General features: G+C 67.4%; 12 protein-coding genes, 1 tRNA gene and 1 pseudogene. 6 read left to right on the forward strand and 8 right to left on the reverse strand.

What is annotated here, in order from left to right:
• Positions 1 to 164 precede the first annotated feature (164 nt).
• Positions 165 to 1,520 carry a dicarboxylate/amino acid:cation symporter gene (locus SAZ01S_RS03205; protein ID WP_084579993.1) on the forward strand — a complete coding sequence of 452 codons (1,356 nt, stop codon included), beginning with the start codon at positions 165 to 167 and terminating at the stop codon, positions 1,518 to 1,520.
• Between the two features lie 12 nt (positions 1,521 to 1,532).
• The gene (locus tag SAZ01S_RS03210; RefSeq protein WP_084579995.1) at positions 1,533 to 2,981 is read left to right on the forward strand and encodes an alginate export family protein; all 1,449 of its coding nucleotides are present in this window, start codon (positions 1,533 to 1,535) and stop codon (positions 2,979 to 2,981) included.
• Positions 2,982 to 3,409: 428 nt separating this feature from the next.
• Here SAZ01S_RS03210 and SAZ01S_RS03215 read toward each other — a convergent pair whose 3' ends face one another.
• Both SAZ01S_RS03215 and acpA read right to left on the reverse strand, forming a co-directional pair.
• A complete protein-coding gene (locus SAZ01S_RS03215; RefSeq protein WP_084579997.1) occupies positions 3,410 to 5,446 on the reverse strand; it encodes a S46 family peptidase in 2,037 nt (678 codons plus the stop codon).
• 81 nt (positions 5,447 to 5,527) lie between these two features.
• Positions 5,528 to 7,177, reverse strand: coding sequence for an acid phosphatase (acpA, locus tag SAZ01S_RS03220; protein ID WP_245824554.1), 1,650 nt, complete (start codon positions 7,175 to 7,177; stop codon positions 5,528 to 5,530).
• Positions 7,178 to 7,514: 337 nt separating this feature from the next.
• Between acpA and SAZ01S_RS03225 the strand changes: the two genes are divergently transcribed.
• On the forward strand, positions 7,515 to 8,138 hold the full coding sequence (locus tag SAZ01S_RS03225) for a DUF1826 domain-containing protein (protein ID WP_084580001.1): 624 nt from the start codon (positions 7,515 to 7,517) through the stop codon (positions 8,136 to 8,138).
• On the forward strand, positions 8,135 to 9,277 hold the full coding sequence (locus tag SAZ01S_RS03230) for a CobW family GTP-binding protein (RefSeq protein ID WP_084580003.1): 1,143 nt from the start codon (positions 8,135 to 8,137) through the stop codon (positions 9,275 to 9,277). The genes SAZ01S_RS03225 and SAZ01S_RS03230 overlap by 4 nt, the downstream gene beginning before the upstream one ends.
• A 17-nt stretch (positions 9,278 to 9,294) precedes the next feature.
• On the opposite strand, the gene SAZ01S_RS03235 is transcribed toward SAZ01S_RS03230, so the two are convergent.
• Genes SAZ01S_RS03235 through SAZ01S_RS03255 form a run of 5 tightly spaced genes read right to left on the reverse strand, consistent with a single transcriptional unit; the run spans position 9,295 to position 16,035 of the window.
• Positions 9,295 to 11,310, reverse strand: a complete 2,016-nt coding sequence (locus SAZ01S_RS03235) for a M1 family metallopeptidase (RefSeq protein WP_245824556.1) — start codon at positions 11,308 to 11,310, stop codon at positions 9,295 to 9,297.
• 9 nt (positions 11,311 to 11,319) lie between these two features.
• Positions 11,320 to 12,843, reverse strand: a complete 1,524-nt coding sequence (locus tag SAZ01S_RS03240) for a PepSY domain-containing protein (RefSeq protein WP_245824558.1) — start codon at positions 12,841 to 12,843, stop codon at positions 11,320 to 11,322.
• A complete protein-coding gene (locus SAZ01S_RS03245; protein ID WP_084580007.1) occupies positions 12,830 to 15,010 on the reverse strand; it encodes a TonB-dependent receptor in 2,181 nt (726 codons plus the stop codon). Before SAZ01S_RS03245 ends, SAZ01S_RS03240 begins: the two co-directional genes overlap by 14 nt.
• 36 nt (positions 15,011 to 15,046) lie before the next feature.
• A complete protein-coding gene (locus tag SAZ01S_RS03250; protein WP_084580009.1) occupies positions 15,047 to 15,841 on the reverse strand; it encodes a HoxN/HupN/NixA family nickel/cobalt transporter in 795 nt (264 codons plus the stop codon).
• Positions 15,838 to 16,035, reverse strand: a complete 198-nt coding sequence (locus tag SAZ01S_RS03255; protein ID WP_084580011.1) for a DUF1289 domain-containing protein — start codon at positions 16,033 to 16,035, stop codon at positions 15,838 to 15,840. Before SAZ01S_RS03255 ends, SAZ01S_RS03250 begins: the two co-directional genes overlap by 4 nt.
• A 355-nt stretch (positions 16,036 to 16,390) precedes the next feature.
• Here SAZ01S_RS03255 and SAZ01S_RS03260 point away from each other — a divergent pair, with 355 nt between their 5' ends.
• A complete protein-coding gene (locus SAZ01S_RS03260) occupies positions 16,391 to 17,407 on the forward strand; it encodes a glycoside hydrolase family 43 protein (protein ID WP_245824560.1) in 1,017 nt (338 codons plus the stop codon).
• Positions 17,408 to 17,726: 319 nt separating this feature from the next.
• Here SAZ01S_RS03260 and SAZ01S_RS03265 read toward each other — a convergent pair.
• A tRNA-Trp gene (locus tag SAZ01S_RS03265) sits at positions 17,727 to 17,803 on the reverse strand.
• 268 nt (positions 17,804 to 18,071) lie between these two features.
• On the opposite strand from SAZ01S_RS03265, the pseudogene SAZ01S_RS24700 reads away from it, so the two are divergent.
• A pseudogene (locus tag SAZ01S_RS24700) lies at positions 18,072 to 18,260 on the forward strand (hypothetical protein); the annotation flags it as partial.
• Between the last annotated feature and the right edge of the window lie 38 nt (positions 18,261 to 18,298).

Genomic DNA, 18,298 nt, shown 5'->3' on the forward strand with positions numbered 1-18,298 from the left:
GCTGTGTCAGATTTTAGCCATCGGTCTGCCTGCGGATTTCATAAGAATCTGAAAAACATAGATATAATGGGGAGGGGTCAATATTTTGACCGCGCTGAAGGACGAGCGAAAAGCGAGGCGTGAGACGCTACCGGCAATGCAGCCGGAGCGGGGAGAGGAATATCATGGCACGCATCATCGAATCCGGCGCCGGAACTGCACCGCCCACCAAGGCTGGGGCCTGGTATGGCCATCTCTACGTCCAGGTGCTGGCGGCGATCGTCGCCGGCGTGCTGATCGGGCATTTCGCGCCGGCAACCGGCGAGGCGCTCAAGCCGCTGGGCGACGGCTTCATCAAGCTGGTCAAGATGATCATCGCGCCGGTGATCTTCCTCACCATCGTCACCGGCATCGCCGGCATGCGCGATCTGCGCGCGGTCGGCCGGGTCGCGGGCAAGGCGTTCGCCTATTTCCTGTTCTTCTCGTCGCTCGCGCTGGTCGTAGGCCTGGTGGTCGGCAATGTCGTGGAGCCCGGGGCGGGGCTTAACATCGATCCGGCGACGCTCAATGCCGGCAAGGTCGCGCAATATACCGCCAAGGCGCACGATACCACGATCACCGGCTTCCTCCTCGGCATCATCCCGGACACCTTCGTGTCGGCGATCACCGAGGGCAACATCCTGCAGACGCTGTTCGTCGCGATCCTGTTCGGTATCGGCCTCGCGCTGCTCGGGGATCGCAGCACCCGCATCGTCGCGGCACTGGAGGACGTGTCGCTGGCGATGTTCAAGGTCGTCGGGATCCTGATGAAGGCGGCCCCGATCGGCGCGTTCGGCGCAATGGCCTTCACCATCGGCAAATATGGCGTCGGCACGCTCGCCAACCTGGCGATGCTGCTCGGCACCTTCTACCTCACCTCGGCACTGTTCGTGGTCGTGGTGCTCGGCGCGGTTTCGGCGCTGGCGGGCTTTTCGATCTTCCGGCTGATCGCCTATCTCAAGACGGAATTGCTGCTGGTGCTCGGCACCTCGTCGTCCGAAAGCGCGCTGCCGGCGCTGATCGACAAGATGGAGCGTGCCGGCTGCCCGAAGACGATCGTCGGCCTCGTCGTCCCGACCGGCTATTCCTTCAATCTCGACGGTACCAACATCTATATGACGCTGGCGGCGCTGTTCATCGCGCAGGCTACCGGCGTGCACCTATCGCTGGAGCAGCAGGTGCTGCTGCTCGGTGTGGCGATGCTGTCGTCCAAGGGGGCGGCGGGCGTCACCGGCGCGGGGTTCATCACGCTGGCAGCGACCTTGTCGATCGTGCCGAGCGTGCCGGTGGCCGGCATGGCGCTGATCCTCGGCGTCGACCGGTTCATGAGCGAATGCCGGAGCCTTACCAACTTCATCGGCAATGCGGTCGCGACGATCGTCGTTTCCCGCTGGGAAGGCCAGCTCGATGCGGCGGCTCTGCATGCCGCGCTGAAGGGCCCGGCGGTCGCCGCCGCGCCGGGCATCGAGCAGCGTCCCACCACCGCCTTCCCGGCCGAATAAGGGAGCGCCTCCATGCAGCTTCTGCTTCGCGCCCTCGGCGCCACCCCGGCGCTCGTCCTGGCGATGTCGGCCTCCGCGCAGACCGCCGACAAGGCCAGCCTCTATCCCGCCGCTGCCGCCGGCGACGGTGCCACCACCGGCGGCTACAACCTCTCGCGCTGGGCGGAGGACTGGCGCAAGCTGTGCGACCCCGCCAAGCGCGACGATCCGATCGACGCCCTCAAATGCGTGAAGGTCACGCCCAGCGGCGACGTGTACGTCACGCTTTCGGGTGAGGCGCGGCTGCGCGTCAACCACACGACCAACCCCAACCTCCGCGACAGTCGCGCCCAGCGCCAGGACATCGTCCGGCTGGTCGGCGGTGCCGATGTGCATGTCGGCGAGCATCTGCGCGTCTATGCCGAGCTGGCGCATGGCGGCATCAGCGGCGTGGAACTGGGCGCGCCCGCCGCCACGCTGCGCAACGCCGTCGCCATGCAGCAGCTGTTCGTCGAGGCAAAGGGCAGAATCGCGGACGTGGAGGTCGGCGCGCGCTATGGCCGGCAAGAGTTCGTCGACGGCCCCAATCTGCTCGTCTCCCAGCGCGACAACAACACGATCCGCTATACCGTGAACGGCCTGCGCGCCTGGGCGCGCACCGCGACGATGCGGGTCGACGCGTTCGACCTCAAGCCCACCCAATATGGCGATCTGGGGACCGACGACGATGTCATCGATCCCGCGCGGCGCTTTTCGGGCGTGACGCTGGGCTTCGTCGTGCCCAAGCGCTGGTTCGGTGGCTCGAAGCTCTATGTCGATCCCTTCTTCTGGCGCCGTCGCAACAAGGTGGGCGCCTGGGGCGGTCGCGTCGGTCCGGCGACGCGCTATTATCTCGGCACCCATATTTTCGGCGAGGCGGGGCGGGTGACGATCGACTGGACCGCCAACCATCAATGGGGGACCTATCGCGACCAGACGATTGACGCATGGCAATTGCTGTTCGCCCAGAATGTCCGACTGGGGAACAGCGCTGCCGCGCCGCGGATCGGCTTCCATGCCGATTATGCCAGCGGCGGGGGCGGCTATGGCGACGGCAAGCTGCGCAATGCCTATGCCCCGTTCGGCAACAACATCTATTACAGCTATGCGCTGTTCCTGACGCCGAGCAACCTGATCGCCGTGGCGCCGACCTTCAGCGTGTCGCCGACGCCGAAGCTTCGCCTGTCGGGCGCGCTGCAGCGGGCATGGCGGGCGGATGTGCACGACGCGGTGTACCGCGCCAACGGCGCCCCGTTCGCCGGCACGCAGAAGGTGCCCGATGCCAGGATCGGCGACGTGCTCCAGTTGCAGGCGATCTGGACGGTCACGCCGCGTCTGTCGGTGACGGGGCGTTACGAGCACCTCGCCGCAGGCCCTTCGCTGACCAAGGCAGGATATGCCAGTTCGGACTTTGTGGCCGGCTGGATCAGCTTCCGCTTCTGATCGCGCTCGCGATGCGCAAGGCTGCTCAAGCCTGCGCAACGCCGCCGAGACGAATGTCGTGCCGCATCAAGGAACAGGACACCGTACCATGGCCACGAACAAGGAGCAGGCGAAGGTGGTCACCCGCATGCGGACAGTCGTCCGTCGCTGCCTATCCGGTGGCGATACAAACCCCAGGATAGCGGGCTGATGCGATCGCGAAAAACCGTTCTACGAAGGCTGCCGAAATACATTTGCTCGGCGGTTTCCCCCGGGACCGCCATTTTGACAACCCGCACGTCGATTGCGGCTCCCACATGGTTCAACGGCCATATCCTTGTACAGCTACGTTGGTGGAGGGCCGCCCACCCCCTCAGGTCACGGCCCTCCACATGCTGGGATCAACCATCTAGGCTATGGTCGGGGAGCGAAGCCTCTCCCCAACCAGCTCAACTGCCGAGTTCATCCGCGAGTGCGGTGGCACCATAGACTTTGCGCAGTGCTTCGCTCACCGCTGCCGCCGATACCGAGATCGCCCGATTGGTGGCGGGATCATAGCCATAGTTGCCGCCCAGGCTGTGGATGTTGCCGTCGAACACCGCCCCGATCACTTCGGCCTTGGCGTTGATCAGCGGCGAACCCGAATTACCGCCGATGATGTCGTTCGTGGTGCTGATGTCGAAGATCGTGTTCGGGTTCAGCCGGTCCTTCGCCGCGACCCAGCGCGGATCGAGCTTGAACGGCGCCTGGCCGGTCGCCCGCGCATACAGCCCCGCGAAGGTCGTGAAGGGCGGCACCGCGCTGCCCCGCTCGTTCCAGCCGGCGATCTTCCCATAGGATAGCCGCAGCGTGAAGGTCGCGTCGGGGTAGAGGCTGTCGCCAAAGGCGGCGAAGCGCGCCTGGGCGATCTGCTCGCTCGCTGCCACTGTCGGGCCGGTCACCGTGTCGTTCCACGCCGCCTGGAGCCGGCGCGCCTCGGGATCGATGCGGCGGGCAAAGACGATCAGCGGATCGTCCGACGCCGTGATCGCCGCGGAGCCACCTTCCCAAAGTTGTTTGCGATAGGCAGGATCGCCGAGCCGCGAGCGGGATAGCGCCGCGCCCAGCGTCTCCGGGCTGTCCTTGCCGAGCAGCAGCCGGGTGCCGGCGCCGTCGCTGCTGAGATATTCACGGGCCTTGGACAGCCAGAAGGTGAGGGTCAGCTGCTCCAGTTCCGGCGACACGGGGGTTGCGTCGAGGATCTGCTTCTCGAGCAGCGGCAACTGCGAGTCCGCGAAGCCGGGCAGGCGTTGCGCCGCCGGCTTGGCGCGCTCGCTGCCGGCGCGCACCAGCGCGCGGGCATAGCCGAACAGCGACGATCCCATCGGGCCGCCGGCGATATAGCTATAGTCGAGATAGAGCCTCTCCGCCTGCGCCTGCGCCCCGGCGATCTGCTGCCAGGGGGCATCGCCGATGCCCGCCTTGGCGCGTAGCGCCGCCTCCTGGGCGCGCTTGTCGGCCAGGAAGGCCGCGTCGTTCAGCGCGAACAGCCGGCCGAAATAGACCTTGTAGCCATTCTCGATGCCGAACAGCAGATCCTGGGCGAGACGGCGATGCTCGTCGGATTCGGCGCCGAACTGGATCAGCCGGCCGCGCAGTTCGGCCATGCGCAGCAGGGTGAGCGGCAGCGTGCGGTCGCGCTGGCGCTCCAGCTGGGCGACGGTCAGCTGGCGATCGGTGCCGCCGGGATTGCCGGCGACGAACACCGGCTCGCCCGCCTTGGGAGCCATGGGGTTCCACCGCAGATGCTGCGGGGTCGCCGCCGGCTTGTCGTTCTCGTAGAGCCGCACGAACGCGGCATCGAGCGCATAGCGGGGGAAGTTGAAATTGTCCGGGTCGCCGCCGAAAAAGGCGGTCGGCACGCCCGGCGAGAAGACCAGCCGGACATCGGCATATTTGCGGTAGCGATAGAGCTTGTACTGCCCGCCATGGTAGAGATCGACCACCTGGCAGCGCAGCGTTGCCGGGGACTGCGCACAGCCCTGCACCTCGATCGCGCCGATCGCCGCGGTGCGGGCCTGGATCAGCGCCGCGCCGGCCAGCCCGTCGCCCGCCTTGCGGACCTGCGCGGTCACGTCGGTGATGCCCTCGAGGATCTCGCCCTGCATGCCGGGGCATTTGCGCTCCTCCTCGGGGCGGGCGGTGACGATACCCTGGATGTACAGGTCGTTGCCCTTGGAGGAGAGGTCCTGCGCGCATTCGGCGACGCAGTGATTGTTGGTCAGCACCAGCCCGCGCGCGCCCACCACCGAAGCGGAGCAGCCGCCGGAGAGGCGCACGGCCGCGCCGCGCACCTTGTCCAGCCATGCCTGGTCGATCGTCACCCCGTACGTCGCCTTCACCTTGGCGGCGGGGAAATTGTCGAAGGTCCACATGCCCTCGTCGGCATAGGCCGGGTGCGCCAGCATCGAGGTGGCGAGGAGAGCGAGAAGACGAGAGGCGCGCATGCAGGGTCCAATGTTGTTGATCACGCATCGCCCCCTAGCGGGTGCCCGGGAATGATACAATATATCCTTCTCGCTCGCCGTTCAGCCGATCGTCAGTGCGCCCGTGAGGTCGCCGGGTGCCGGCCCGCCCGCGGCGACCATTGCGCGCTCGCGCTCCACCAGGCCGGGCAGCGTCGGCAGGCCGAAGCGGCGGGTGAGGAAGCGCGCGATCGATCCGGTGTCGTACGTGGTGTGGTCGACATGCCCGCGCTTGGCGAAGGGGGAGACGATCACGGCGGGGATGCGCGTGCCCGGGCCCCAGCGGTCGCCCTTGGGCGGGGGCACATGGTCCCACCAGCCGCCATTCTCGTCGAAGGTGATGACGACGACCATCTTGTGCCATTGCGGGCTCCGGCGCAGCGCATCGACCACCACCGCGATATGCTGGTCGCCCGCTTCGACGTCCGAATAGCCGGCATGCATGTTGAGGTTGCCCTGCGGCTTGTAGAAGCTCACCGCGGGCAGGGTGCCGGCTGCCACGTCGGCGAGGAAGTGGTTGGTGCGCGGCGTTTCGCCTTCGCCCGCATCGCGCAGATGCGCGGCCCGCGCGGCGGTGCCGGGCGCGAACTGTTCGAAATAGTTGAGCGGCTGGTGATGCGGCTGGAAATTGGGCCGGCTGGGAAAGCTGCCGTCATTGGCATGGCCCGCCAGCGCGGCGGCCCAGCCGCCGGCATACCAGGCCCAGGACACGCCCTTGGCGGAAAGAAGGTCGCCGATCGTCGCGTGCCGCTGCGGCACCATCGTCTTGGCGTCGCTCCAGTCGGCATAGCCGGGCCGCTCGGGATCGAGCTGGTAGGTCGGCGCATAGGGCGGCAGCATCGTGTTGACCGACCAGAAATCGGGCGTCAGCGAGCTGGGGACGAAATCGGGCGGGCCGTCCATCGCGCTCCTGGGCGAAGCGGGCTTCAGCTTGAGGCGGATGCCTTTGGGATCCTGGCCCTCCACCTGGGCGATGCGGCCGCGCGCCGGGCTCTTGTCGGCATCGGGATAGAAGGGCGGGCGCGCCGCGACGAGATACTGGTGGTTGAGATAGGACCCGCCGAACGCGCCCATGAAGAAGCGGTCGCACAGCGTGAACTCGCGCGCGATCTGCCACAGGCGCAGCTTGGCGGAAGCCTCGCCATAATGGCCCATCACCAGCGCGCCGCTGTCGCCCCAGGCGACGAAGCCGTCGTTGCGGCCGCCGTTGATCTGCAGCTGGTTCTGGTAAAAGGCATGGACGAGGTCGCGGGTCACCACGCCGTGCGGCAGCGGATCGCCCTCGGGTGTCGCCAGCGCGAAGGGTGCATTGGCCAGCGGCGGCAGATCGTCCGGCCCAATCTTGTAGCGGCGATGCTCCACCACCTGTTCGTCGGGCACCATGCCTTCCCATATCTTGGGCAGCGCCTTCAACACCGATCCGTCGCGATCGCGCTGAGCGGTGCGGGCAGCGGGCGCCGCCGCGAGCGGGTCGGCAAGGCCGGGGAAGCCGGCGAACAGATTGTTGAAGCTGCGATTTTCGGCGTAGATCACCACGACGGTCTCGATTTCGGCCAATCCTCCGGCGCTGCGACGCGCCGCTTCGGACGGCGCTGCCGCCAGCACGCCGGCCATGCCGACGGCGCCGAGCAGCGCGCGCCGCTCGGGGTTCGCCACCGCCTCGGGGGCGTCGGCCGGTTCGGGGGCAAGGGGCTTGTCGTCGTGCATCGTCATGTCTCCGCTCCGCGCCCTGTGGCGTGGCGAGGGGTGGGTGACAATATTTTATTACGCCAGTTTGTCAGCCGCGCGCGAGTCGGCAGGCCCGATCGCGAGGGCCTGCGCCATGTCCGGCTTTCCCGTCGCGCGGCGACTTGAGCTACGACGTCTTCGTTGATAGGGATGATACATCATATCATACCATCGAGGATTGTCGGTTGGTTCCCATCGCCTTTGCCGGCCCCGGCCGCGCGCCCAAGCCTTGTTCCTCATCGCCGTTCGGCTTCCGCGAAGCCGGAGAGACGGTGCCGCACAACCCGCTGCTTCGCCCGGTCGTACCTTGCGCGGCGGCGGCATGATCGCGTGGCCACATGCGCGCAGGGCGCCATCGGCGATAGCGGTGGAGCGCGGCGATCCCAGCGTGCTGGAAGCCGTGGCGCGACCGGAGGTACACCTCGCGATCTGGAACCGACGGCTGCCCATCGCGCTCGCCTGGCTGCCGCAGCTCGATTGGCGGAAGATCGACGATCTCGACTTCGCGACGACGCTGGCGATGCTGGAGGCGGACGTCGCCGAGGGGCTCGCCGAAGCAGGCTACCCGGCGGGCGCCCGCGCGGACGCGCTGGCCGGGGAGATCGTCGGCCATGCCCGCCGCTTCGGCGCGATCCAGAAGATCGACGCGCTCGCCATCCGGCTCGAGGTGATCGAGACCGACGCCTGCCGCAAATTCCATGCGGATCATGTGATCGCCCGGCTGCTCACCACCCTGGTGGGATCGGGCACGCAGTGGGTCCATGTCGAGGCGGGCCCCGACACGCCGATCCGCCAGATGCGGACCGCCGACGTCGCCATCTTCAAGGGCCGGCTTGCGACCGACGCGCTGGCGATCCTGCATCGTTCGCCGCCGATCGGCGACACCGGCGAGACGCGCCTGCTGCTCGCGATCGATCCGGCCCCCGCGCCCGGCCTTCCGGCATGAGCGGCGTGATCGCGGGCGAACAGGCGCTGATCCCGGTCAGCGTGCTCACCGGGTTCCTGGGCAGCGGCAAGACGACGCTGCTCAACCATCTGGTACGCACGCCGACGCTGCGCCGCGCGCTGGTGATCATCAACGAGTTCGGCGCCGTGGGGCTGGACCATGATCTGATCGCGCGATCGAACGAGGACATGGTCGTCGAGATGATGGGCGGCTGCCTGTGCTGCACCATCCGCGGCGACCTGCGCGCCACCCTGCGCGACGCGCCCTGGCGGTTCGCGCGCGAAGGCCGCTGCTGGTTCGATCGCGTCGTGATCGAGACGACGGGCCTCGCCGATCCCGCGCCGATCCTGCACACGCTGATGGCCGATCCGCAGCTGCGCACGCTCTACCGACTGGACGGCGTGATCACCACGGTGGACGCGTTCAACGGCATGGCGACTCTCGACACCCAGGCAGAGGCGGTGCGCCAGGCCGCGGTCGCAGATCGCATCGTGCTCACCAAGATCGATCTTTTGTCCAGCGACGCCCGGCGGGAGATCGAGGCGCGGTTGCGCGCGATCAACCCGGCCGCGCCGATCGTGTCGGTGCTCCACGGCGTGGTCGAGGCCGACCGGCTGTTTGACGCCGGCCTGTACAATCCCGAGACTAAGAGCCTCGACGTGCAGCGCTGGCTGCAGGCCGAGGCCTATGACGCCGCGCACGGGCATGGTGACCACGATCACCATCATCACCATCACGACGTGAACCGCCACGACGATCACATCCGCGCGACCTGCCTGACCTTTGACGCGCCGCTGCGCGTCGAGGCGTTCGAGCGGTGGATCGACATCCTGACAAGCCTGAAGGGCGCGGACATTCTGCGCGTGAAAGGGATCGTGCATCTGCTCGATCACCCCAGGCCGGTGGTGGTGCACGGGGTGCAGCATCTGTTCCACCCGCCGGTGGAGCTGGACGCTTGGCCTACCGACGACCGGCGGACGCGGCTGGTGTTCATCACCCGCAACATCACCGCCGATCAGCTGCGCGGCACGCTGGCGCTGATGACGATTGGCCTCGACCAGTTTGAGCTGCAGGGACTGGTGGAGCAGATCCCGGCGCCTGGCGTACCGGGCGGTGTGATCGGGAGCAGCTGGGCCTAACGGCGGCCGCCCCGATATCATCTTGCCACGTTGTTGCTCCTGTCGCGGTCGGGCAGCTTGTGGTCGGGGTCGATCTCGGCGCGAACCACAGCTTGCGGGCCGGGCACATACACGTCGGTGCTGGCCTTTCGGATCCAGGTTTCCGCCGGCAGGGCGATGTCGCGCTTCGAACCGTCCGCGAAGGTGACGCGCAGCGTGGCCGGCATCACCATCGGATCGCGATTCTCCACCGTCACCAGCGAGCCCGCGCCGCCGCGCGCCGGGCTGATCCGGGTGACCGCCTGGTCGAGCGTCCAATTGTGGAGATACCAGCCGCGCCACCACCAGCTCAGGTCCTCGCCGCTGGCGTCTTCGATCGCGCGGAAGAAATCGGCGGGCTTGGGATGCTTGAACGCCCAGGCGGCGATGAAGCGGCGGAAGGCGGGATCGAACCGCTCGGGGCCCAGGATCTGCTCGCGCAGCAGAGTGAGGCCCAGCGCCGATTTGAAATAGGTCACCGCGTGCCGGTATTTCTCGGTCACCGTATCCGCGCGCGAGAGGATCGGCGGCGCGTTCGGATCGGCGAGGATCGGCAGGATCTCGTCCACCGGATTGCCGCCGCCTTCGGCATATTCGCTGTCACGCTTCGGCCCATATTCGCCGTGGTTGAAGGCATCGGATTCGTACACGTCGATGAAGGTGTTGAAGCCTTCGTCCATCCAGGCGTCGCGTCGCTCGTCGAAGCCGACGATCATCGGGAACCAGCTATGGCCGATCTCATGCGCGGTGATCCAGAACAGCTCCTTGCCGCTGTCCTCGATCCCGTCGAACACGATGCCGGGATATTCCATGCCGGTCGCGATGCCGGCGACGTTGACGGCGTTGGGCCAGGGATAGGGATACCAGCGGCGCGAGAATTCCTCGACCGCGTGCTTCAGATATTCGGTCGAGCGGCCCCATTTGTCGCGGCCCTGGCTCTCGGCCGGATAGACCGACATGGCGAGGCCGGTCTTGCCGCCCGGCAGGTTCATCCGCGCCGCATCCCAGGCGAAGGCGGAGGAGGCGGCGAACGCGACGTCGCGGCTGTTTTCCATGCGGAAATGCCAAGTGAGCGTGCCGTCCTGCCGGGGGCGGGAAGCCGGGGTGCCGATCTCGCCCGGCGCGATCACCTCGACCGTCGCATCGCTGGTCCGCGCCTTGGCGAGCCGCGCCCGCTGGGTGGCGGTGAGCACGTCCTGCGGGTTCTGCAATTCGCCCGATCCCGCGACGATCATGGTGGCGGGCAGCGTCACCCAATAATCGAAGTCGCCATAATCGAGGTAGAATTCCTGGGCGAGATAGGGGAGCGGATCCCAGCCGCGCAGATCGTCATACACGGCCATGCGCGGATACCATTGCGCGATGTTGTAGACCTCGCCGCCCTGCGCCTTGCCCCAGGCCATGCGCCCGCCCCATTCGCCGGGAATGGTGAAATGGTAGCGGATGCGCAGGCTCAGCTTGCCGTGCGAGGGTAGTGCCGCCGGCAACGGCACCTGCATGCGCGTGTCCGAAATCACCGGCGTGACCGCGATCGTCTTGCCGCCGGACAGCAGCTCGACCGCCTCGATCACCATCCCCTCGGTGGTGCCGCCCGGCACGCGCCCGCTCGCCATCGCCCCGCGCGATCCCGGCCGGTAGAGATTCTGGTCGAGCTGAAGCCAGAGATAGTCGAGTCGATCGGGGCTGTTGTTGGTGTAGGTGATCGTCGCCGTCCCGCGGATTTGCTTGACGGCAGGGTCGAGCGTGGCGTGGATCTGGTAGTCCGCGCGGTTCTGCCAATAGCCGGGGCCCGGCAGGCCGTTCGCACCGCGGATCGTGTTCGCGGCGCTGGGCAGCGTGAGCGGCGCGAAGGCCGCGGCGGGATCGTAGCGCGTCTGCGCGGCCGCGGGCAGCGCCGCAAGGGCGAGCGCGCCGGCGAGGGGATAGGCCAGGTGTTTCAGCGAACGGCTCCATATGGGTTGCGGGGCAAGCATAAGAGGATGCGCCGCCGCGTCCACCGCCTTGGCACGGCGCAAAGTCTCTTGTCAGCGACGCGCACGGTGGCGTTTCGGGCGGCGCGCCGGATCGGCATCGCTCGCTGCACCGTCCGCTCGCGCAGCGCCAGCGCGCAGCCGCTGCCAGCCGAGTACGACCCCGGTGACGCTGAACAGCAAGCCCGCCGCCAGGGGAATGAGCAGCAGGGTGCGGCGCAGCGCAGGGCGTGTCGTCAGGCCGGGGACATTGCCGGTGTGCAGCGCATAATAGGCCCAGGCATAGGCTGCCCGGCTGGTATCCATCACCGTCAGTAGCCGGCCGGTGTTGCCGTCCAGATAGAGATCGGCTGCGGAGGGAGCGTGCGGGCGCACCCGCCAGGCCGTGGGAGGCCAGCCTTCCGCCAAGGCGTCGGTCGCGGTGGGATCGGCCGGCAGGATCCGTGCCTCCGCCGCTTGCGGCCAGCCCGCTGCCACGGCGCGCAGCACCAGCGCCTGCATCGCCGCGTCGTCGATCCGGCGCCCGCTGCCGTCGACCCGTTCGATGCTGCCGTCCGCGGCGGTGCGCGTGACCACCGGGCGGCAGGCGAGCGGGGTCACGCCGATCTCGCGAACCGGCCCGGCCGCCATGCGGGCGGGATCCACCTGCCCGAGCACTGCCGCCAGCGGGCAGCCGGCATAGGCCTGCGCCTGCGCTGCGCTGGGCGTGCGGCGCGAGAACAGGCGGCCATGGTCCATCGACAGCCAGCCGCTCACGATCCACCCGAGCACGAACACGCCTGCGCCGAGTCCGAGCAGATGGTGCCAGCGGAGCCATGGACGCCGGAAGAAGGTGAGCCGGGGCGGATGGAGGCGCCGCGCCGCCAGCATGCGCACGATCCCCAGGACCATGCCCGCGATCGCGACGAGCATGCAGACCAGCGACAGCCACCAGACGCTGGCATCCCAGGCGCGCCAGTGCTTGCGCAGCGGCGTTACATAGGCCCAGTGAAGGACGGCGCCCGGCCAGTTCCATGCGCGCGCGCTGCGGCTGGTGCGCTGGAGCAGTTCGCCCGAGCGCGCGGACAGATAGAGCTGGGTCCCGTCGGTGTCGTTCGCGTCGAGGCGATAGAAGGGGCGGGCGGGGTCGAACCGGTTGTGGACCACCCATTGGTCATAGTCGAACGGGCCGGTGGCGCTGGCGGCGTGGCCGAAGATCCGGCGCGCCTCGGCGAGCGCCTGTGCAGGCGAAAGCAGCGGGAGCGGCGCGCCCGTGCGGGCATCGAAAGCCCGCATCAGGCCGCCGCCTTCCACGACATAGGCAGGGCGTGCGGCACGCTGGATCAGCCGCAGCGTCTCGGCGCCCGGAACCGCCGCTGCCGCCTGCGCGGGTGCGACCAGATCGGTCTGGGGGGCGACCGGCGCCTGCAACGCCATCTGCGCGCCATGCGGCAGCGACGGGAAGGGCTGGAACAGCATCACCGCGCCGCTGGCGAACCAGGCGGCGAAGATCAGGCAGGTGGCGATGCCGATCCAGCGGTGGAACCAGACCAGCACGGCCAGCAGGCGCCGTGACGGATGCATCTCAGAAGCGGGCAAGCAGGCTCACCTCGGCCCGGCGCGGTTCTCCCAACATCACCTGTGCCGGATAGTAGATGTCGGCCCATTGCACGAACGTCTTGTTCCACAGGTTGTTGATCCGCCCGGTCAGCGACAGGCGCGGGGTGAGCGCCCAGGTGGCATAGACGATGCCGGTCGCATAGGGGCGCAGCACCAGCGTGTTGGCGGTGTTGCCGAAGCGCTTGCCCACGAACTTCACCCCGCCACCCGCCTCCAGCGGCAACCCGGCGATCTTCTGGACGCTGCTCCACACATTCGCCGTCCAGTCCGGCACGTTCGGCGGCCGGTTGCCCGATGCGGCGACGCCGTAATTGGGATCGACGAAGTCGTCGTAGCGGGCATCGACATAGGTGCCGCTGGCGGTGACCGCCCAGTGCGGCGTCAGCCGCGCCTCGCCCGAAAGCTCGATCCCGCGCGAACGCTGACGGCCGATATTGCTCACCGTGTCGATCGCGACCTGGGTGAGGATGTTGCGGCGCTCGATGTCATAGGCGGCGAGCGTCACCGATCCGCGGTCGCCGAGCAGCGACGCCTTCACCCCCGCCTCGACCTGCCGCGAATTGGACAGCGCGAAATTCTGGCCCGCATTCACCAGGAAGATGTTCGCGCCCACCGGATCCTGCCCGGTGCTGTAGGACGCATAGGCGGTCGCCGTCGGCGTCACGTCATAGACGAGGCCGGCGCGCCAGTTGAACGGCTTGTAGACGCGGCGGAAGCTCGATCGGGCGTTGAAGCTGCCGTCGAGGTTGAAGTTCTCGCGCGTCAGGTACAGCCGCTCGGCGCGCAGGCCGGTGACCAGCTTGAGCCTGGGCGTCAGGTCCAGCGCATCCTCGGCGAACAGCGCGAGCTGGTCCCAGCGCGTCGGGCTCACCCGCCGGTCGAGCGGGCCGAAGCTGCCGCGCACCGGTCGCAGCAGGTCGACGCTGTCGCCGTCCGGGAAGCCGCGGCTGCGGACGAAATCGAGATGGCTGTAGTCGAAGCCGATCACCAGCTTGTTCGAAAGCCCGGCGAGGTGGTGGCGGAAGGTGGCGCTGCCCTGGTCCCCCATCAGGTCCTGCCGGTGGAACACGAAGAACCGGTCGCGGTCGATGCGGCCGGTGCCGGCATTGTAGGTGAAGTTCTCCGCGTTGATCCACTGGCGGTCGGCATGGAAATAATAGGCGGTGTTGGCGAGCGTCACCGTATCCGAGGGCGACCAGGTGACGGCAAGCCGCGGCCAGACCTGCCAGCTGTTCGCCCGGCTGTCGGCCACGTTGTAGTTGACGAAGCGGGTGCGGCGATCGACCACCGCGCCGTTCGCGCTGGTGAGGATGCCGCCGATCGGATCCGCTGCCGCGCCTGCGGGCAGGAGCGGGGTCCCGTAATAGGTCGACAGCCGATCGCGCAGATAGTCGACGCTGAGCTCGACCAAGAGCGTGCTCGACGGGCGGTAGAGCAGCCCGCCCGTCACGTTGAACGAATGCGGACCGGTATCGTCGACATAGCCGCTCGAGCGATGATAGCTCGCATCGACCCGCGCGGCGAGCGTGTCGCTCAGCACGCGGTTGCCGCCCAGGCCGAGGCTGACCGTGTCGAACTCGCCATAGGAGGCAAGCGCCTGGCCGCTATTGCCCTGAAAGTCCGGCCGCTTGTTGACGATGTTGACCGCGCCACCCACCGCGCCCTGGCCGTAGAGCACCGAGCCCGGTCCCTTCAGCACGTCGATGCCGGCGAGGTTGAAGCTGTTGCCCGGCCGGTTGATCATGTTGGCGGGCCCCAGATACAGGCCGTTGTGCAGGATGGTGATCTGCTCGCCGGTGAAGCCGCGCATCGAGAACAGCGAGGGATCGCCCGGCGAGCCGCCGGAGGTGATTCCCGGCAGGCTGTCGGTCGCTTCCTCCACCGTGCGGAAGCCGCGCGTCAGCATCTCGTCGGCGCCGATCCGGTCGAGCGTCGCGGGGGTGTCGCGGATCGTCAGATCCAGGCGGCTGCCGGTCGGCGCGATCGTGTCGAGCTGGCGCAGGCGCCAGCCGGTGACGGTGATCTCGTCGCTCGCGCTCGTGGCCGTGCCGCCCGGCGAAGCGTTTTGGGCGAATGCGGGCGCCGCGGCCAGGGCCGCGAATGCGGCCAGCGCCAGGCGCGATGCGCCCCGCACGTTCGTCGTCATGCAGAAATACCCCCTCGAACCATCGTTGAACTGCCGTCAGGCGCGCTTGCTCGCATGGGCGCGCCAGCGGCTGACGAGCAGCAGGAAAATGATCGTCGTCGCGGCAGCGACTCCGATCGCGGTGAATGCGCCATCGGAAAGCACCACATCCAGCCCTGCCAGTTCGGCCAGCGCATAGCCGGCGGTCCCGAAGCTGAGCGCCACCACCACCCAGCCCACCGCGCGGCGATAGCGCTGCGCAGTCGCGGTGGCGCGGCCGCCCGCGCGCAGCAGTCGACCGACGATCTGGCTGTCCAGCGTATCGGCCAGCATCATGCCGATCGCAAAGCTTGCGGCGATTGCCAGCGCGGCCATCGTCCCGCCCTTTGCCGTCGCTGCGGCGCCCCAGGCGGCCGCCTGGGTGGCCGTATCGAACACCAGCCCGAAGACTGCCCCGATCGCGATCACCGCCAGCGGATGCGTGCTGGTACGCAGCCGCTTCGGCACCAGCCCGCTCCGCCAGCCGATCGGCGCATAGCGCGTCTGTGTGCACAATGCGTGGAGGTTGCGTGTACCGACGATGAGCAACAGGCCGATCACGGCGAGGTCGATCATCGGTGCGGACCAGGCGGGCAGGGCGAAGGCATCCGCCGCCAGCGACACGCCGATGGCGACCGACGCGACCGCAAGGCTGTGGCCCAGCGCGAACAGCGTGCCGGTCCACAAGGCGATCCGGGGACGGGCCTCCACGGTGCGGAACACGATATTGTCGATCACCGCGACATGATCGGGATCGAGGCCGTGGCGCAGCCCAAGCACGAACACCAGCCAGAGCGCGGAAAGCTCGATCATGCCTCTTCCTCGGTGACCCGCACGCCGCGCGCGTCGAGCTTGGCCAGCCGCGCCGGCAGCGCCTTGCCGATCGCCAGCAGCCGGGGGCGGGGCGCCTTCTTCCATTCGCGGCACTCGGGCAGCGTGCGCCCGCAGGCGACGCACCAGCCGGTGCGACCGTCGAACCGACAGATGCTGATGCATGGGCTCTTCATGCGCGCGCTCCAGCGGGCATAGCGATCGCGCAGATCGGAGAGAACGGGGAGAAACAGCAGGCCATGAACGCTCGAATGATATAATGTATCATTACTCTTGCGGATGTCGCTGCGGAAATCAAGCGCTTCGACGTCCGCGGCGATGGTCGCACGGTGGCCGGGCGCGTGGCACGCGACCCGGTACCTGCTGCATGGTGTATGAGGTGTATACTCCAAGTCTCGCAAAAGCCTTGCCGGTTCCATAGCCGGTTCGAAGCAGTGCGAAGTTCGCCGCAGCCCGATACGCGGTGGGCATCCTTTATTGACGCCCGATCTACTCGGACTATTGTCGCATCTTGGCCCCAAGGAGAGGATGATGACCAAGGCATTTTCGCGCGCGCTGCTGGCGGTCACGTGTCTGGTGCCGCTTGGCGCCACATTCTCGGCCGCCGCGCAGACAGCCGCGGGACCCGTGCCCGGATCGAACCCGATCATCCGCGACAAGTTTACCGCCGATCCTGCCCCGCTGGTGGTGGGAGACCGGCTGTACCTCTATGTCGGGCACGACGAGGCGCAGCGCGACGAGATGTTTAACATGCGCGAATGGCTGGTCTATTCCACGACCGACATGCGCCATTGGACCGACCACGGTCCGATCCTGAACGTCGCCGATTTCAAATGGGCGAAGAAGGATGCCTGGGCCTCGCAGGCGATCCAGAAGAACGGCAAGTTCTGGTTCTACGCCGCCGTGGAGCATGACGCGACCAATCCGGGCAAGTCGATCGCGGTGGCGGTATCCGACAGCCCGACCGGGCCGTTCGTCGATGCCAAGGGTTCGGCGCTGATCACCAACAGCATGACGCCCAAGGGAACGCACAGTTGGGAAGACATCGACCCGACTGTATTCACCGACGACGACGGTACCACCTGGCTCGCCTGGGGCAACCGCCAATGCTATATCGCCAAACTGAAGCCCAACATGATCGAGATTGACGGGCCGATCACCGAGATCACGCCGCCGCATTTCGAGGAAGGGCCATGGCTGCACAAGCGCGGCGCCCTCTACTACCTCACCTATGCCTCGCTCGACCGTTCGAAGCATCGCGACGAGAAGGTGTCCTACGCCACTGCACCGTCGATCCAGGGGCCTTGGACCTATCGCGGTGAACTGACCGGCTCGGGCAAGTACAGCTTCACGATCCATCCCGGCATCGTTCAGTTCAAGGGCGACTGGTACCTGTTCCTGCACAACGCCACACTGGCCATCGGCGACCTGAGCGGCGCGATCGGCCGCCGGGGGGTGACCGTCGAGCGGCTGGAGTACAATGCGGATGGCACGATGAAGCCGGTGGTGCAGACCGAGGCAGGCGTCACCGCACCGCGCGGCCGGTAACGCCACCGCCTGGGCGCCGCTGCTTCGGTGCGCGGCAACATTCCGTGACAATCCTCTCGCTTGTGCAGCGGTTCGCATAGCGTCACAACATATCGTGTCGCTGGCGGGCCGGATGGTCGCCGGACGTTGCGGAAGGGGGCGCCACGACCGGGGCCGGTGCCCGTACCAGGCACAAGGGACTTGGCGTTGCACATTTCGCTTCGTACCGGTTTGCTTGCCAGCGCTTTTGTGTTCGCCATGATGCGCTCCGCGTCAATCTTCGCCGAGAAGACTTGGCTGGAGGGGGGGAGTGCGCGCGCGAACCGGCGCTTACCGGAAGTGGCAGGGGAGCTCGGATTCGAACCGAGGGCCTTCGGTTTTGGAGACCGACGCTCTAACCAGCTGAGCTACACCCCTGTGCGGACCGCGCGTTTAGCGCGCGCCCTCGGCAAGGGCAAGAGTGATCCGCTCTCGGGCTTGGATATTTTGGTAAGGTGTTGAAAAACAATAATTATTTCGGGGTCTGTTCGGGCTCCCCCGCCGCGAAGCGCAGCTCGAAGGACACCGCAAGACATGTAGGGGCACAGAAGGGCACAGCTTGTGCGCAGGATTGTGTCACCGACTGTGGATGTCTGAACTGATGGGGTGGATGCCCGCTTCGGCTGGCGTCGTAGCATGTGACGGTGTGGATTTATCGCCATCGCCGTGGAGGGAGCTATGGGGCAGATTTCTTCACGGCAGTGCCACGACTACGCACGCCATTCGCGAGCTACAGCGACCGCAAGCCTCGCGAAGGGGTATGGGAGCAACGAGAAGACGTCCTGAAATGCGGCATCGGCAGTCTGTGGAAGATACGCCGATGGGTCCGAAGGAATGATGCAGCACGATGCTATCCACCATTGAAGAGCCAGC

This window comes from Sphingomonas azotifigens NBRC 15497 (genome assembly GCF_002091475.1).
Classification (GTDB): domain Bacteria; phylum Pseudomonadota; class Alphaproteobacteria; order Sphingomonadales; family Sphingomonadaceae; genus Sphingomonas; species Sphingomonas azotifigens.

Coding starts and splice junctions, on each gene's coding strand:
- SAZ01S_RS03210 (WP_084579995.1), top strand. CDS start 1,533: ATGCAGCTTCTGCTTCGCGCCCTCGGCGCCACCCCGGCGCTCGTCCTG.
- SAZ01S_RS03230 (WP_084580003.1), top strand. CDS start 8,135: ATGAGCGGCGTGATCGCGGGCGAACAGGCGCTGATCCCGGTCAGCGTG.
- SAZ01S_RS03255 (WP_084580011.1), bottom strand. CDS start 16,035: ATGAAGAGCCCATGCATCAGCATCTGTCGGTTCGACGGTCGCACCGGC.
- SAZ01S_RS03225 (WP_084580001.1), top strand. CDS start 7,515: ATGATCGCGTGGCCACATGCGCGCAGGGCGCCATCGGCGATAGCGGTG.
- SAZ01S_RS03245 (WP_084580007.1), bottom strand. CDS start 15,010: ATGACGACGAACGTGCGGGGCGCATCGCGCCTGGCGCTGGCCGCATTC.
- acpA (WP_245824554.1), bottom strand. CDS start 7,177: ATGACGATGCACGACGACAAGCCCCTTGCCCCCGAACCGGCCGACGCC.
- SAZ01S_RS03260 (WP_245824560.1), top strand. CDS start 16,391: ATGACCAAGGCATTTTCGCGCGCGCTGCTGGCGGTCACGTGTCTGGTG.
- SAZ01S_RS03250 (WP_084580009.1), bottom strand. CDS start 15,841: ATGATCGAGCTTTCCGCGCTCTGGCTGGTGTTCGTGCTTGGGCTGCGC.
- SAZ01S_RS03215 (WP_084579997.1), bottom strand. CDS start 5,446: ATGCGCGCCTCTCGTCTTCTCGCTCTCCTCGCCACCTCGATGCTGGCG.
- SAZ01S_RS03205 (WP_084579993.1), top strand. CDS start 165: ATGGCACGCATCATCGAATCCGGCGCCGGAACTGCACCGCCCACCAAG.